The sequence below is a fragment of the Rhodococcus sp. 05-2255-3B1 genome (assembly GCF_002258545.1).
GTDB lineage: Bacteria > Actinomycetota > Actinomycetes > Mycobacteriales > Mycobacteriaceae > Rhodococcoides.
This window is the reverse complement of sequence record NZ_NOZC01000007.1, coordinates 456,849-469,946: the sequence shown is the minus strand read 5'-3', so window position 1 is coordinate 469,946 and position 13,098 is coordinate 456,849. Positions and strand designations below refer to the sequence as shown.

The following is a 13,098-nucleotide window of genomic DNA, read 5'->3' as shown; positions in this document are numbered from 1 at the left end:
ACCGACCCGCCCGAGTCCACTCAACGTGACATCGACTGCCCAAAAGTCCACTGAATGTCACATTGAGTGCCCATGGGGGGCTCGGTCAGGCGGCGGATCGGGTGCGTAGGCGTGAGTAGTGCGCGCTGATGTGTCGTGCGGCTGGCAGTTCGATCCAGCGGTAGATGATTTCGGCGAGTGCGGCGGTGCCGGCCAGGAATGCCAGGACGGCGGCGGTGGGGCCCAGGTGCGGTTCGACGGTTGCGTAGATGCGGTAGAGCACGAGGGTGTGGATCAGGTAGATCGCGTAGCTGCGGGTGCCGATCCACTTGACGACGGGCCAGCGGGTGATGGGTCCGTCGTATCGGGCGAGGACGAGGACGGTGCCGGTGACGACCAGCAGGGTCCAGAGGTAGGTGCCGCCCATCCAGAAGGTGTGGACTTCGATGGCCAGTCGGATCACTTCGATCTGGACGATGACGCCGAGGACGACCCATCGCCAGGTGATCAGTCGTGCCCATCCGAGGTAGATGATCTGGCCGAGGAACAGGGTCGGGAGTACGCCCGCGACCTTGGTCAGGAACGGGATCGTGTAGGGCTGCGGGAGGTAGAGGTTGTAGACGATCACCAGCGCGCACAGTGCTGCGCCGACCAGTGGCACCACGATGGGCCTGGTGCGCAGCGTTCCGCGCATGGAGATGCAGTAGAGGTAGAACACGATCTGCACGACGAGGGTCCAGGTGACACCGAGGACGGCGACCTCGGGTCGGAGGAAGAAGCCACCGAGGAAGAAGCTGAGAAATGCCTCCCCGTTGGTGATGCCGGGTTGGCCGCTGAACATTCCGTTGAGTCCGAGCTTGACGAGGATGACGGCCATCGCGATGGCGAACCAGAGGGCCGGGACGAGGCGGGCGAGACGAGCGACCATGAAGTCCCGACGCGATTGCCGCATGGCGGATCGGGTGATCAGCAGGCCGGTGAGCAGCATGAAGATGCTGACGCCGACGAAGGACAGGTGCATGTTGAGGCCGGCGTCCTGGATCAGGACGGTGTCGACGACGTCGATCATCCACCAGCCGCCGCCGACGTCGTCGAGCAGATAGAACGAGATGTGCGAGTAGAGCACCGCGAGGACGGCGATGACGCGAAGGAGGTCGGCACCGTCCATCTGCACTCGGGGCGCGATCACCGGCTGTACGGCGACGGACTCGTCGACCGTGTTCCGGCTCGGTCGGTCCCCATCCACACCCTGGAGTTTAGGTTCCGTTCATGTATTGGACCAATCCGCAGCCGATGCGCAACTGTTTCGTGATATTCGGAGCGGATTCACAGCCGAACAATTCGACTGTCTCGTTCACGCGAAATTATTCCGAGAAAAGCATCTCGGTTACAACTGTTGCACTGGGGGTAGGAATGAGATTGGGTTGAACCCTACGAATGATCCGCAGTAGGACGAACGTGCCCGCATCACACGATGGGTACGGCGTCGTTAGAGAAGGGAACCACGTGTCCGAGTACACCTTGCCCGACCTTGATTTCGATTACTCCGCCCTCGAGCCGCACATCTCGGGCGAGATCAACGAGCTTCACCATTCCAAGCACCACGCCACCTATGTCGCAGGCGCCAACACCGCGGTCGAAAAGCTCGCCGCAGCGCGTGACAACGACGATCATGCAGCCATTTTCCTGCTGGAGAAGAACCTCGCGTTCCACCTCGGTGGCCACGTCAACCACTCCATCTGGTGGAAGAACCTCTCGCCCAACGGTGGCGACAAGCCCGAGGGTGAGCTCGCTGCCGCGATCGACGACCAGTTCGGTTCGTTCGACAAGTTCCGCGCACAGTTCACCGCTGCCGCCAACGGCCTGCAGGGCTCCGGCTGGGCAGTTCTGGGCTACGACTCGCTCGGCAAGAAGCTGCTCACCTTCCAGCTCTACGATCAGCAGGCCAACGTGCCGCTCGGCATCATCCCGCTGCTCCAGGTCGACATGTGGGAGCACGCCTTCTACCTGCAGTACAAGAACGTCAAGGCCGATTACGTGAAGGCGTTCTGGAACGTCGTCAACTGGGCCGACGTCCAGGCTCGTTTCGAGGCCGCGACGTCGAAGACCCCGGGTCTGATCTTCCCGTAACCGAGGAGATCGCCGACAGTCGAACAACTGCGAGACAGGGCCACCGCATCCATTGCGGTGGCCCTGTCTCGTCGAACGAGTCATGTCTTCGCTGCCGCAGGGATCGCCCGAATAGAGGCGATACCGTGGTCGAGCATCGCGAATGCCCGGCAGAGCAGGGGGCGGCTACGTCTCGGCTGGCACTCTCCCCATCTTGTGTGCCAGCCGTTTTCACGTCATTCTCTTCCTACCCAACGTCGTGTACCCGGCTTCGAGCCCTGTACCTGTCTGGGAGGAATGCGCAATGGACGATCGAGATCTCATCGGTGTCTCGCCTTTTCACGCCGCCGGTCTGCTGCGCGGATTCGTGATCTCCGGCCGCTGGCCGGACACCACCAAGGAATGGGCACAATTTCTGGCCCTCGCCGTGCGGGTGGCCTCGATGCCGGGCCTGTTGGCGACGTCGACGGTGTTCGGGGTGCGGGAGGAGTTGCCCGACGACCCCGCGCCGGGGACGGTCGGCTTGGTCGTCGCCGAGGGTCCGGTGATCGGAGATTTCGCGTTGGCTCCCGGACGGTTCGCCGCGCAGCAACCCGCCGCATTGCTGATGCTGCATCCACCGTCGGAGACGACACCGACACTCCCGGAGTGTGCGGGCGCGGCGTCCGGCTGCGTTCTGCTCCCCGGTCTTCCGCATCTCGGCCTCGATCACCGGGCGGCGTGGGTGGAGGCCGAATCCGACGGCACCGTGACCTCGATGGTCAGCCGGGTCGGCCTCGATCCGATCACCGATCCCGACACCGCAGTTTTGGCAATGCTCCTCGCCTCCTGACCGCTCCCCGCACACGATTTTTCGGGTGCCCAAACTTATTGGCGCATTGGACAATTCGCGAAACGGCACTTAAAGTCGTCTGCAGCGAAGGGGAGTAGCCCCCAATCAACGTGTCGACATACTGGTCGTAAAACTGCGACCCGGCACCTGAACCGGTTCTTCCGGTGGGCGAGACCTTCGGTCCGTTCGACGACCGAGGAGTCTTCTGTGCTGTCCGCATTACTGTTGAGTTTCGCTGTCATTTTCGTCGCCGAGCTGGGTGACAAATCCCAGCTCATGGCCATGACATTCGCCCTGCGCTACAAGTGGTACGTCGTCATCGGCGGCATCACCGTCGCCACCACCGTCGCGCACCTGGTCTCGGTCGCGGTCGGCCACTTCCTCGGGGTGTCGATTCCCACCGAGCTGATCTCCATCGTCGGCGGCGTCGCGTTCGTCATCTTCGGACTCTGGACGCTGCGCGGCGATTCCCTGTCCGACGACGAGGGCGCGAAAGCCTCCCGGGTCACCAAATCCGCGTTCCTCGCGATCGCCTCGGCGTTCTTCCTCGCCGAGCTGGGCGACAAGACGATGCTGGCCACCGTCACTCTCGCGGCCGACAACGACTGGGTCGGCGTGTGGATCGGCTCGACGGTCGGCATGGTCGCGGCAGATGCACTCGCCATCGTGGTCGGCGCAGTGCTCGGAAAGCACTTGCCGGAACGCATCATTCAGTACGGCGCGGCCATCCTGTTCTTCGTCTTCGGTGCCGTCCTGTTCTTCGAGGGCCTGATGCCGGGCACCGCAGCCCCGTACATCGCTGCCGCAGCGGTTGTCGTGATGTCCGCCGTCGTCGTCGCCGTGTTCGTTCGACGCTCCCGCACCCGGGCCGCACGTGAATCGGAGAAGCAGACCACCATCGAACGCGCCTGACCTTGGTTTACACTCCTCTCCCGGGAGGGGTGCATGGACGACGACCAGCAGGTGAGCACGACCGATGCGGCGCACCACTCGACCGATCGGCTGATCCGAATCACCGGCCGATTCGTCGGTGTCGGTTACGGGGCGTACCTGCTGCTGTTGATTCCCGATATCGCACGCACCGGAAACGTCGTTCCCGGGTGGTGGACCCCGACGACAGTGGCCGTCGTGTTCGGCACCGGTTTCGCCTTCGCGGCCTCCACATTTCACCCCAGCATCGGAGTGATTCGTACGGCCGGATCCATCGCCGCGCTGGCGTTCCCGGTCATGGCCGCGCTGTGGTGGACTGCCTGGGACGGCGTGACGTTCGATCAGGGGGGAACGTTTCTCGCGGCATTTCCCGGCGTGGCGGCACTTGCTGCTGCGACGGTGTGGCACCCCGTCCCGGCGTTCGTTCACATGACCGTCAGCGTCGCTCTCGTACAGCTCTCCAATCAAGCTGTGCGAGAACCGTTCCCCCGCAGCAACATCATCGCGGAGATCTGCTTCGCAATGATGTTCTGCACGGTGTTCGTCGCCGCAACACTGGCCGCGGTACGTACCGGACGCATTCTCGACGCCACGATCTCGACGACACACGACGACGCAGCCCGGGCGGCTGCGGCCACCGCGCGCGAGGTCGAGCGCGAACGGTTGGACGCGCTGATCCACGACGAGGTCATGTCCTCACTGCTCGCCGTGACTCGCCACGGCCGCACGCCCAGCCTGGCGCGTCAGGCCCGCTCGGCTCTGATACATCTGGATGACCTGACCACGGGCATCGTCCTCGAAACATTCTCGGCCGATGAGGTTTTGGCTCAGCTCCGTTCTGCCGCAACGACGGTCGACGAGTCGATCGAATTCACCGTGAAAGACGACTTGCTGGAGCGGACGGAGCAGTACCCGGTCGAGACAGTACGAGCCATCGCTGCCGCACTGGCCGAAGCGTTGCGCAACAGTCTGATTCACGCACAGGCATCGAAACGGTCGGTCACAGCCCGGCTGGCTCCGTCGACGGTGGAGATCACCGTGATGGACGACGGCATCGGCTTCGATCGACGCTCGGTGCCGCCCCACCGACTCGGCGTCGCCGTCAGCATCGAGGGCCGGATGCGTCAGCTCGACGGCGGATCTGCCGACATCGTGTCCTCCGCCGCAGGCACCATCGTGCGATTGGGCTGGAAGCGATGAACGGCGAGGACGTTCGCGATCTGCTGTCGATGAAGTCGGCAGCTGCATATGCGGTTGCCGGATTCTTCATCCTCGCGTGCCTGGTGTGTGCATCGACGACCCTGACCGGGGTGTCCGCGGTGTGGCCCGAATACGCGGCGGTGCTGGCGCTCTCGGCCGCGGTCATCCTGTTGCTCAGCGCGCCGGGTGACCCACCGAGCCTGCGGTCGACCGTACTGATGACCCTATCGGGCCCGGTGGCAGCCGCCCTGGTCTTCGCAGTGGTGCCGGTACCGCTGAACGGGAGCCTGCAGACGTGGCCGCTGGGCATGCCACTGGTGATCTACACCTTCATGTGCGTCCGCGGTCGGACGCTGGCCGCGTGGGTCGGGTTGACACTGACCATGTCCGTGGCCATCGGTTGGGCGGTGGTGACGGGTCAGGGATTTCTGTACGGACTTTCGTTCAGCGCCATCAACATCGCGCCGCTGTTGATGGCGACGTTCTTCGCGTTCACCATCCGTCCGCTGGCCGCGGCAATTTTCGAGCTGCGCAGGCAGTCGACGGTGCGCATCGCGTCCCAGGCTGCCGCGGCGGCAGTTCTCGAGGAACGCGACGCTCGGCTGGCCAGTCTCGACGCGTTGGCCCGTCCGCTGCTGCAGCGCATCGCCGACGGTCCCGATCCCACCGACGAGGAGATCCTCGCGTGTCGGCTGCTCGAAGCCGAACTTCGCGACACCCTGCGCGCCCGGGGTCTGGTTCGACCCGACCTCGCTCGCGCGGCCAGGTCTGCGCGGGCCCGCGGGGTTGAGGTGATGCTGCTCGACGACCGATCTCCGAACGCTCTCGACGACGACGCCCGAGAACGCATCGTGGCCGCCGCGTCGAGCGCACTCGATGCCGCCGAAGCAGGCGCGGTGACGGTCCGGCTCCTACCTCCTGGCCGCCCCGTGGCGGCGACGATTCTGCTCGACGACCTGGGCGACGGTGCACACCGAGTCGAGTACGACCACACCGGGCGCAACCGAAGCTGACGGCCGGGTTTGGGCGCAGACCGTCGTGGTTACCCTGCGGCGGACCAGTTGGTCTGCCGCACCGGCAGCCGATGAACGGAGCCCAGCAATGCCTCTCGATCGTCGATCCTTCCTGATCGGATCCGGTGCCGCCGCAGTGCCGTTGCTGCTGGCGGGGTGCGGTTTCGTCAAGTCCAGCCCGTCGCAACAGGCCGAGGGCACGCTGACGTTCACCACGTGGGGAACCGACGCCGAGTTGGCCGGCTTCCGAGCCTCGATCGACGCGTTCGACGCGGCCAATCCCGGGTCGACGATCACCCTCAACGCGGTGCCGTACGAGCAGATGTTCACCAACATCGACGCCCAGCTCCAGGCGGGCAATCCGCCCGACATCTTCCGCGTGCCGTACTACACGTTCGGCGCGTATGCAGGCCGCGGCCAACTGCTGGATCTGTCGCCGCTGTTGGCGTCGGACACACGTGATCAGTTCACGCCGACGGCGTGGGCTGCGGTGCAGAACGGCGGAATTCCCTACGGCCTGCCGCACCACACCGATACCTCGGCAATTCTGGTGAACCGAAACCTGTTGTCGCAGGCCGGTATCGACTCGGTTCCGACCACTCTGGACGACGCCTGGACATGGGACGAATTGGCGTCGATCGGTGACCGACTGCGTTCCTCGCTGCCGGCGGACCAGTACCCATGGGCCTACAACTGGCAGGGCAACGGTGTCACCCGCTGGCTCAGCCTGCTGTTCCAGGCCGGCGGATCCTTCCTGGCCGAGGACCAGAAGACGCCACTGATCGACTCCGACGAGGCTCGACGGGCCGTCGAATTCTCGTCGTCCTTCTTCTCGAAGGGCTACGTGCCGGCCAACAACACCATCGCGTCGTCGAGTTACGCCAGCGAGGCCTGGTTCTCGCAGTCGGTGGCCATGGTCTGGTCGGGTGCGTTCCAATTGCCCGACGCCGATGCCACGGCCAGTTTCGATTGGACGGCCACCTATGCGCCGCGAGATCGCCGGGGCGGCGGCGACTTCGGCGGCAACGCACTGGTGGCGACGTCGCAGACCTCTCAGCCGGAGCTGGCGGCGTCGTTCCTCGAGTTCGTCACCCAGCAGGAGCAGATGCGCAACTTCTGCAGGGCCGCCTCACTGCTGCCGACGCGCACCGACCTGCTCAACTCCGACCTCGAGTTCGACATCCGGTCGGAGCTGGCCCCGATCTTCGCGGCACAGGCGACCACCGTGCAGCCGCAGGATGCAGCGCAGGTGGCATCGCCGTCGATGTCCGCGATCATTCCGGTTCTGAAGGAGCAGCTCGATCTCGCCTTCGCGGGGTCGCAGGACGCCGCCGCCACCGTCTCCGCGCTGCAGAGCGGAATAGCCGAGGTCACCGGGGCATGACGGCCACACCGATCACCGAGGCCGGGCACGAAACCAAGACCGGGCCGAAAACCAAGACCAAGCGCGCCGGGGCCAGGAAAGAAGCGTTCGCGGCCGCCGGGTTTCTCGCCCCCAGCTACGCCTTGTTGGCCGTGTTCGTGCTCGTTCCCCTCGTCGCCGCGTTCGTCGTCAGCCTGCAGCAAACGGACGGATTCGGTGCAGGCGAGTTCGTCGGGGCGGCCAATTACACACGCCTGGTCGAGGATCCGCTGTTCTGGCGGGCGCTGATCAATACGCTGCTGTTCACCGCGCTGGTCACTCCGCTGTCGATGCTGTTCGGTCTGATCGCGGCCGTACTGCTCAATTCCGCGCTGCCCGCCCGGCCGCTGTGGCGCTCGCTGGTGATCCTGCCGATGGCCGTCTCCGGCGTGGCGACCGGCCTGATCGGCATTCTGGTGTTCGACCAGAACTCGGGTGTGCTCAACAACCTGATCGGATTCCTCGGTCTGCCCGCCATCGACTGGCAGTCCTCTCCGGGGCCGGCTTTCGCGTCGATCGTCATCGCCACCGTGTGGTGGCGCACCGGGCTGAACATGCTGATCTACCTGGCCGGCCTTCAAGGTCTGGGGCCGGATCTGTACGAGGCGGCCCGGTTGGACGGTGCCAACGCATTTCAACGCTTCCGGAACGTGACGGTTCCGCTGCTGGGTCCGACGTCGTTCTTCCTGCTGGTGCTCAACGTCATCTACTCGTTCCAGGTGTTCGATCTGGTCTTCGTTCTCACCGGCGGCGGACCGGGCGGGGCGACATCGGTGTTGGTCACCTACGCCTACGAGACGGGTTTCGTCACCCGCGATCAGGGCTACGCCGCGTCGATCGGCATGGTGCTGTTCCTGTTCGCCCTCGTCTTCGCCGCCGCGCAGTGGCGCGCGAGTCGAACGAAGGATCTGGTCGAATGAGCGGGCCGAGGAACGCGTCCGCTCGCCGGGCACTGGTACTGCGCACGGTGGTCATCGCCGTCATCGGCCTGATCACCGTCGCTCCGCTGTATTGGATGCTCGCCGTGGCGTTCTCGACTCGCGGCGAGTTGCTGGGCGGCGGCGAACTGCGCCTGTGGCCTCGCCAGGTGACGTGGGAGAACGTCACTCGCGTGTTCGACTCGTTCCCGGTCGCGACGTGGCTCGGCAACTCGATCGCCATCGCCGTCGTGGTCACGATCATCACCGTGGTCACAAGCCTGCTTGCAGGATATGCGTTCGCGCACTTGAGGTTTCGATTCTCGACGCCATTGTTCTTCATCGCGCTGGCCACGTTGGTGCTGCCCGTGCAGGTGATCATGGTGGCACTGTTCCGCATCGTCGTCGGCCTCGGCCTGTACGGCACGTACTGGGCGGTGATCCTGCCGAGTTCGGCGTCGGCGTTCGGGCTGTTCCTCGCACGCCAGTTCATGCTCGGCATTCCGCGTGAGCTGCTGGAGGCGGCGCGTCTCGACGGTGCCGGGCATTGGCAGATCTTCCGGCGCGTCGTGCTGCCCCTGTCGGGACCGCTGATCGCTGTCCTCACCTTCATGAGCCTGCTGCAATCGTGGAACGATTTCGCGTGGCCACTGATCGCGCTGCGGGAGAACGAGTTGTTCACCTTGCCCATCGGCCTGCTGTACCTGCAGGGCCAGGCCAACAGCGACTACGGTGCCACGATGGCGTTCGCACTGATCAACGTCGTGCCGATGGCACTGCTGTTCCTGTTCTTCCAGAAGTACTTCATCGCCGGATTCGCTCGCAGCGGGATCAAGTAGGTCCCATCCAGGGTGCCTGAAGGTGGGTGAGGTGTCCCGCCGGTTATGGTGCAAGCGACTACGAGGTCGCTGCCTGTGCCGCGGCCCGCCACCGTGAGCGAAGGGGATCGTACGACGTGGAGATTTCAGGAACAGCAGCACTTGTTACCGGTGGAGCGTCGGGCCTCGGTGCCGCAACGGCCGCTCGTCTGGCCGCCGCAGGCGTCACCGTGTTCGGGCTCGATCTGCCGCAGTCCATCGAGCGCGCCGGAGACAGCGTCCCGGCCGGGGTGACTCTGCTGCCCGCCGACGTCACCAGCGAGGCCGAGGTCGAGGCCGCCCTGGACACGATCGTCGCATCCGGTGTGCCGCTGCGCATCGTCGTCAACTGCGCAGGCGTCGGCTGGGCAGGCCGCATCCTGTCCAAGAAGGGACCGCACGATCTCGAGCTGTTCCGCACGGTCATCACCATCAACCTGCTCGGCACGTTCAACGTGATGCGGCTGGCCGCGAACCGGATGCAGTCGCAGTCGACAGTCGACGATGCGGGCCAGCGCGGCGTCGTCATCAACACCGCATCGGTCGCCGCCTTCGAGGGCCAGATCGGCCAGATCGCCTACACCGCCTCCAAAGGCGGCGTGCACGCGATGACCATCACCGCTGCCCGCGACCTCGCGCAGGTCGGCATCCGCGTCAACACCATCGCGCCCGGCATCGTCGACACCCCGATGCTGGCAGGCGTCACCGAGGAATACCGTCAGGGCCTCGAGGCGTCGGTACCGTTCCCGTCGCGCCTGGCTCAGCCCACCGAGTACGCGCAGCTGGTCCAGATGATCGCCGAGCACGACTACCTCAACGGTGAGACCATCCGCATGGACGGTGCGATCCGTATGGCTCCGCGCTGACCACTGCCCACTCCGCGTGGCCCCGCCGATCGACGCGGGGTCACGCGCGAGCGCGCAGGTCCGCCACCGTCGGGATCTCCTTCTCCGCACGGTCGGACATCCACTCGCGCAACACTTTCGTGGCCAGAACGTCGTCCTCGTTGTAGACGAGCAGTCGCTCGCGCTGCGTGTGGTCGGGCTCGTCGTCGTATCCGACGGCTTCCCGATACCAGCCCATCGACGCCTCGCCGCCGGCCTCGTCGTCACGCCACGCGAATCCTGCGACCGGCGCAATCTTCTTCAGTCCCTTGCCGTTCGGGCAGATGAACTGATCGCTCACGGCCTGGTAGATATCGACCCACTGCTCACTGTCGATGAACTCGTGGATCTGCGCCTCGGTGGGCACCCCGGGAACGTCGGCGAAGCGGCGGGCCGAATCGAGCAACCACTTGTCCTCCGCCTGCCGTGAATAGCAGTACGCGGCAAAGGTTTTGCCGCGCGCGGCCGCGTCGGCTCTGGTGTCCATCAGCCACGTCCAGAACACCGCGAACGAGCGGCCCTCGTCCACGGTCGGCAGCGGATCCCAGGTGACGAAGCCGCGATAGGTCGGCGGCGGGCCACCCGCTTCGGTGAGCAGCGTGCCCCACAGGTACGCGCCGTGTTCCTGATAGCTCTCCATGTCCACGTCCACCTCGACGTCGGCGCGGTGCACCGTCACGGTCTCCGAGCGCCGCAGCAACGGCACGTCGGCTCGCCAGGCCAGTGCCGCGGACACGGCGTCGTCGAAGTTTCCGAAAGGCCACTCCTCCGGTGCCGGGCCGGTCCACTGCGCCAACTCGTCGATGGTGCGCACGCCCGCGCTGCGCAGCACATCTGCGCGGGAACCGGAGGCCACCAGCGAAACGTCACGAACGGCCTCGAGTTGCGGCTTGCAGTCGAACCACCACGAACAGGATCGGCACTCACTGACCTGGGAGGGAACAGTGAACGCGGTGCCCTGTGCCACCGAGAGCCGGTCTGCGAAGCGGGTGTCGTATTCGTCGAGGACCGAGGTGAGATCGTGCACCAGCATGCATTCGCCCTTGTAGCCCACCGCGCCGCCGACGGGCGTGGCCGTGGCCAGGCCCTCGTGCGCCAGCATGCGATACAGGTGAGCGAGCCGGAGCTGGTCGCGGAGTTGGCTGCGCACCTTGCGGGTCTCGTCGATCGCCGGAGACCATCGATCGAGCGGGGTGGTGCGCGCGCCGCGGCCGGGGTCGGTGACCTTGTGGTTGACCACGATCACCGGGATGTAGCCGCCGGACGCGTCGCGGACGAGCAGTTCGCTGCGCCCGCGTCTACCGGTGTCGCGTTCGAGGGGCAGTATCGCGTTCCAGATGCGTTCCACTCCGTCCCGACAGGCGGCGACGGTGGCGTCGGCAGCGTCTCGGGCGGTGGGCTCGTCGATCTCGGTCCACAGCATCGGATCGTCCACGGCCAGCTGCGCGCGGATGTTCTCCCGGTGGGCCTGAGCTGCTTCTCGACGCTGCCGCACCCCTGGGTTCTCGGGTTCACCGCGCAGCAACGATCCGTACGCGGTGTCGAGATAGAGCCGGTGCCTGCACCGCGTCAACGATCCGGCATCGAGCAGCACGGGTGCAGGAGCTCGTCGACCGTTCACACTTCAAGACATTAGGTCAGCCCTCCGACAGCCGGTGCAGATCACCGCCCGTCAGCCTGCGAACACCACCGCCCGATAAGGTGTGTGGAACGCACTTTTCCCGCCCAGCAGCACATGTCAGGAGCCTTGTCGATGGGTTTGTTTCGCAAGCGTAAGGGTCGTGCCACTCGCAAGGCAGAGGCCAAAGCTCTCAAGCACAAGGCAACACTCGAAGCGAAGCTGGGCGCGAAGAACGAGCGCAAGCAGTTGAAGGCGATCGCGAAGGCACAGCGCAAGCTCAGCGCGGTGGAGGCCAAGTCGCAGAAGAACGTCGAGAAGGCGCAGGTCTCTACCCTCAAGGCTCAGCAGAAAGCTGCGATGCAGGGAACACTGAGCGTGGCTCAGATCCGCAAGTATCTCGGTATTGCCCGGCTGCTGATCCCGGTGTTGGCCCCCATCCTCTACCGCGGTGCGACCGTCGTTCGTGCGCAGCTCGACAGCCGCAAGGCGCAGCAGCTCGGTGTTGCACCCGATCAGCTCAGCGAGTACACCGGCCACGGCGGCAAGCTCAGCGCACGGATCGCCGGTGCCGAGAAGTCGCTCGGCACCATCGGTGCGCGCCACTCCGATCCCGAGACCAAGAGCTTCGGTGCCGCGATCAGCGAGCGTCTCGACGATCTGACCACCGCTGTCCGCGCATCCGAGCAGATGCCGCCCGCTCGCCGCAAGACCGCACACGCCGCTATCTCCGCAGAGCTCGACGGCATCGAGGCCGATCTGCTCGCCCGTCTCGGCGTGCGCTGACCCCTGAACGAACCGATGACCGACAGCTCAGCCGCCCCGCTTCGCGGCGGAGCTGTCGGTATCGTCACCGCGGCGCTCGCGGTGGCCGCACACGGCATGGCCGGCGGCGACTGGCCCGACGGTTCTGCCCTGGCCCTGCTGATCGTCGTCGGCATCGGTATCGGTGCCATGACAGCCCTGCCCAGGCGTTCGACCGTTCTGCTGCTCCCGGCTCTGCTGACCGGCCAACTCGTCGCCCACATGGCGCTGAGCCTCGGCAGCGCAGCTCAGATGCACGCACACTCCCTGCTTCCCAGCACAGCCATGATCGCCTTCCACGCGGTCGCCTCGGTCGTCGCCGGATTCACGATCGCCGCGGCCGAGCGCCTCTACGGCCCGATCACCTCCATCGTCCGAGCGGTTCTCGCCCTCCTCACTCCCCTGCCCGACGGTTCCGCCGTCGGTCGCGTCTCCATGTCCGTTGCGGTTCCGTCGGTGGACGGCACTGCGCTCGACTGGGTCATCTCTCGTCGCGGGCCCCCGGTGTCGATCTACTGACCGACATCCCTTTTCCCGCACATCTCTGCACAGA

Annotated in this window: 13 protein-coding genes; 11 read left to right on the top strand and 2 right to left on the bottom strand. The window is 65.5% G+C overall.

Annotated elements, in window-relative coordinates:
* Positions 1-85: 85 nt before the first annotated feature.
* The gene (locus CH249_RS06525) at positions 86-1,225 is read right to left on the bottom strand and encodes an acyltransferase (protein WP_254923918.1); all 1,140 of its coding nucleotides are present in this window, start codon (positions 1,223-1,225) and stop codon (positions 86-88) included.
* Between the two features lie 260 nt (positions 1,226-1,485).
* On the opposite strand from CH249_RS06525, the gene CH249_RS06520 reads away from it, so the two are divergent.
* The 9 genes from CH249_RS06520 to CH249_RS06480 all read left to right on the top strand — a co-directional run bounded on the left by CH249_RS06520 (position 1,486) and on the right by CH249_RS06480 (position 10,105).
* Positions 1,486-2,109: a superoxide dismutase gene (locus CH249_RS06520; RefSeq protein ID WP_045197953.1), complete on the top strand. Its 624-nt coding sequence runs from the start codon at positions 1,486-1,488 to the stop codon at positions 2,107-2,109.
* Between the two features lie 283 nt (positions 2,110-2,392).
* Positions 2,393-2,920 carry a peptidase gene (locus CH249_RS06515; RefSeq protein ID WP_094646358.1) on the top strand — a complete coding sequence of 176 codons (528 nt, stop codon included), beginning with the start codon at positions 2,393-2,395 and terminating at the stop codon, positions 2,918-2,920.
* Positions 2,921-3,127: 207 nt separating this feature from the next.
* Positions 3,128-3,832 carry a TMEM165/GDT1 family protein gene (locus CH249_RS06510; protein WP_094682367.1) on the top strand — a complete coding sequence of 235 codons (705 nt, stop codon included), beginning with the start codon at positions 3,128-3,130 and terminating at the stop codon, positions 3,830-3,832.
* A gap of 33 nt (positions 3,833-3,865) precedes the next feature.
* Positions 3,866-5,050, top strand: a complete 1,185-nt coding sequence (locus tag CH249_RS06505; RefSeq protein WP_094682368.1) for an ATP-binding protein — start codon at positions 3,866-3,868, stop codon at positions 5,048-5,050.
* Positions 5,047-6,063, top strand: a complete 1,017-nt coding sequence (locus CH249_RS06500) for a hypothetical protein (RefSeq protein WP_094646356.1) — start codon at positions 5,047-5,049, stop codon at positions 6,061-6,063. The genes CH249_RS06505 and CH249_RS06500 overlap by 4 nt, the downstream gene beginning before the upstream one ends.
* Before the next feature lie 88 nt (positions 6,064-6,151).
* Positions 6,152-7,447: an ABC transporter substrate-binding protein gene (locus tag CH249_RS06495; RefSeq protein ID WP_094682369.1), complete on the top strand. Its 1,296-nt coding sequence runs from the start codon at positions 6,152-6,154 to the stop codon at positions 7,445-7,447.
* Positions 7,444-8,385 carry a carbohydrate ABC transporter permease gene (locus tag CH249_RS06490; RefSeq protein ID WP_094682370.1) on the top strand — a complete coding sequence of 314 codons (942 nt, stop codon included), beginning with the start codon at positions 7,444-7,446 and terminating at the stop codon, positions 8,383-8,385. Before CH249_RS06495 ends, CH249_RS06490 begins: the two co-directional genes overlap by 4 nt.
* Complete coding sequence (locus CH249_RS06485; protein WP_032397117.1) at positions 8,382-9,221, top strand: carbohydrate ABC transporter permease; 840 nt, start codon at positions 8,382-8,384, stop codon at positions 9,219-9,221. The genes CH249_RS06490 and CH249_RS06485 overlap by 4 nt, the downstream gene beginning before the upstream one ends.
* A 116-nt stretch (positions 9,222-9,337) precedes the next feature.
* Positions 9,338-10,105 carry an SDR family NAD(P)-dependent oxidoreductase gene (locus tag CH249_RS06480; protein ID WP_032397116.1) on the top strand — a complete coding sequence of 256 codons (768 nt, stop codon included), beginning with the start codon at positions 9,338-9,340 and terminating at the stop codon, positions 10,103-10,105.
* Positions 10,106-10,145: 40 nt separating this feature from the next.
* On the opposite strand, the gene CH249_RS06475 is transcribed toward CH249_RS06480, so the two are convergent.
* Complete coding sequence (locus tag CH249_RS06475) at positions 10,146-11,714, bottom strand: TM0106 family RecB-like putative nuclease (RefSeq protein WP_094646467.1); 1,569 nt, start codon at positions 11,712-11,714, stop codon at positions 10,146-10,148.
* Positions 11,715-11,876: 162 nt separating this feature from the next.
* On the opposite strand from CH249_RS06475, the gene CH249_RS06470 reads away from it, so the two are divergent.
* On the top strand, positions 11,877-12,527 hold the full coding sequence (locus CH249_RS06470) for a DUF6474 family protein (protein WP_094646466.1): 651 nt from the start codon (positions 11,877-11,879) through the stop codon (positions 12,525-12,527).
* A gap of 15 nt (positions 12,528-12,542) precedes the next feature.
* Entirely contained in the window at positions 12,543-13,064 is a 522-nt protein-coding gene (locus tag CH249_RS06465; protein WP_094646352.1) for a hypothetical protein, read from the top strand.
* Positions 13,065-13,098: the final 34 nt, after the last annotated feature.

Excerpts from the sequence above, each read along its gene's own strand:
- CH249_RS06515 (WP_094646358.1), top strand. The coding sequence starts at position 2,393 with ATGGACGATCGAGATCTCATCGGTGTCTCGCCTTTTCACGCCGCCGGT.
- CH249_RS06495 (WP_094682369.1), top strand. The coding sequence starts at position 6,152 with ATGCCTCTCGATCGTCGATCCTTCCTGATCGGATCCGGTGCCGCCGCA.
- CH249_RS06505 (WP_094682368.1), top strand. The coding sequence starts at position 3,866 with ATGGACGACGACCAGCAGGTGAGCACGACCGATGCGGCGCACCACTCG.
- CH249_RS06470 (WP_094646466.1), top strand. The coding sequence starts at position 11,877 with ATGGGTTTGTTTCGCAAGCGTAAGGGTCGTGCCACTCGCAAGGCAGAG.
- CH249_RS06485 (WP_032397117.1), top strand. The coding sequence starts at position 8,382 with ATGAGCGGGCCGAGGAACGCGTCCGCTCGCCGGGCACTGGTACTGCGC.
- CH249_RS06490 (WP_094682370.1), top strand. The coding sequence starts at position 7,444 with ATGACGGCCACACCGATCACCGAGGCCGGGCACGAAACCAAGACCGGG.
- CH249_RS06500 (WP_094646356.1), top strand. The coding sequence starts at position 5,047 with ATGAACGGCGAGGACGTTCGCGATCTGCTGTCGATGAAGTCGGCAGCT.
- CH249_RS06465 (WP_094646352.1), top strand. The coding sequence starts at position 12,543 with ATGACCGACAGCTCAGCCGCCCCGCTTCGCGGCGGAGCTGTCGGTATC.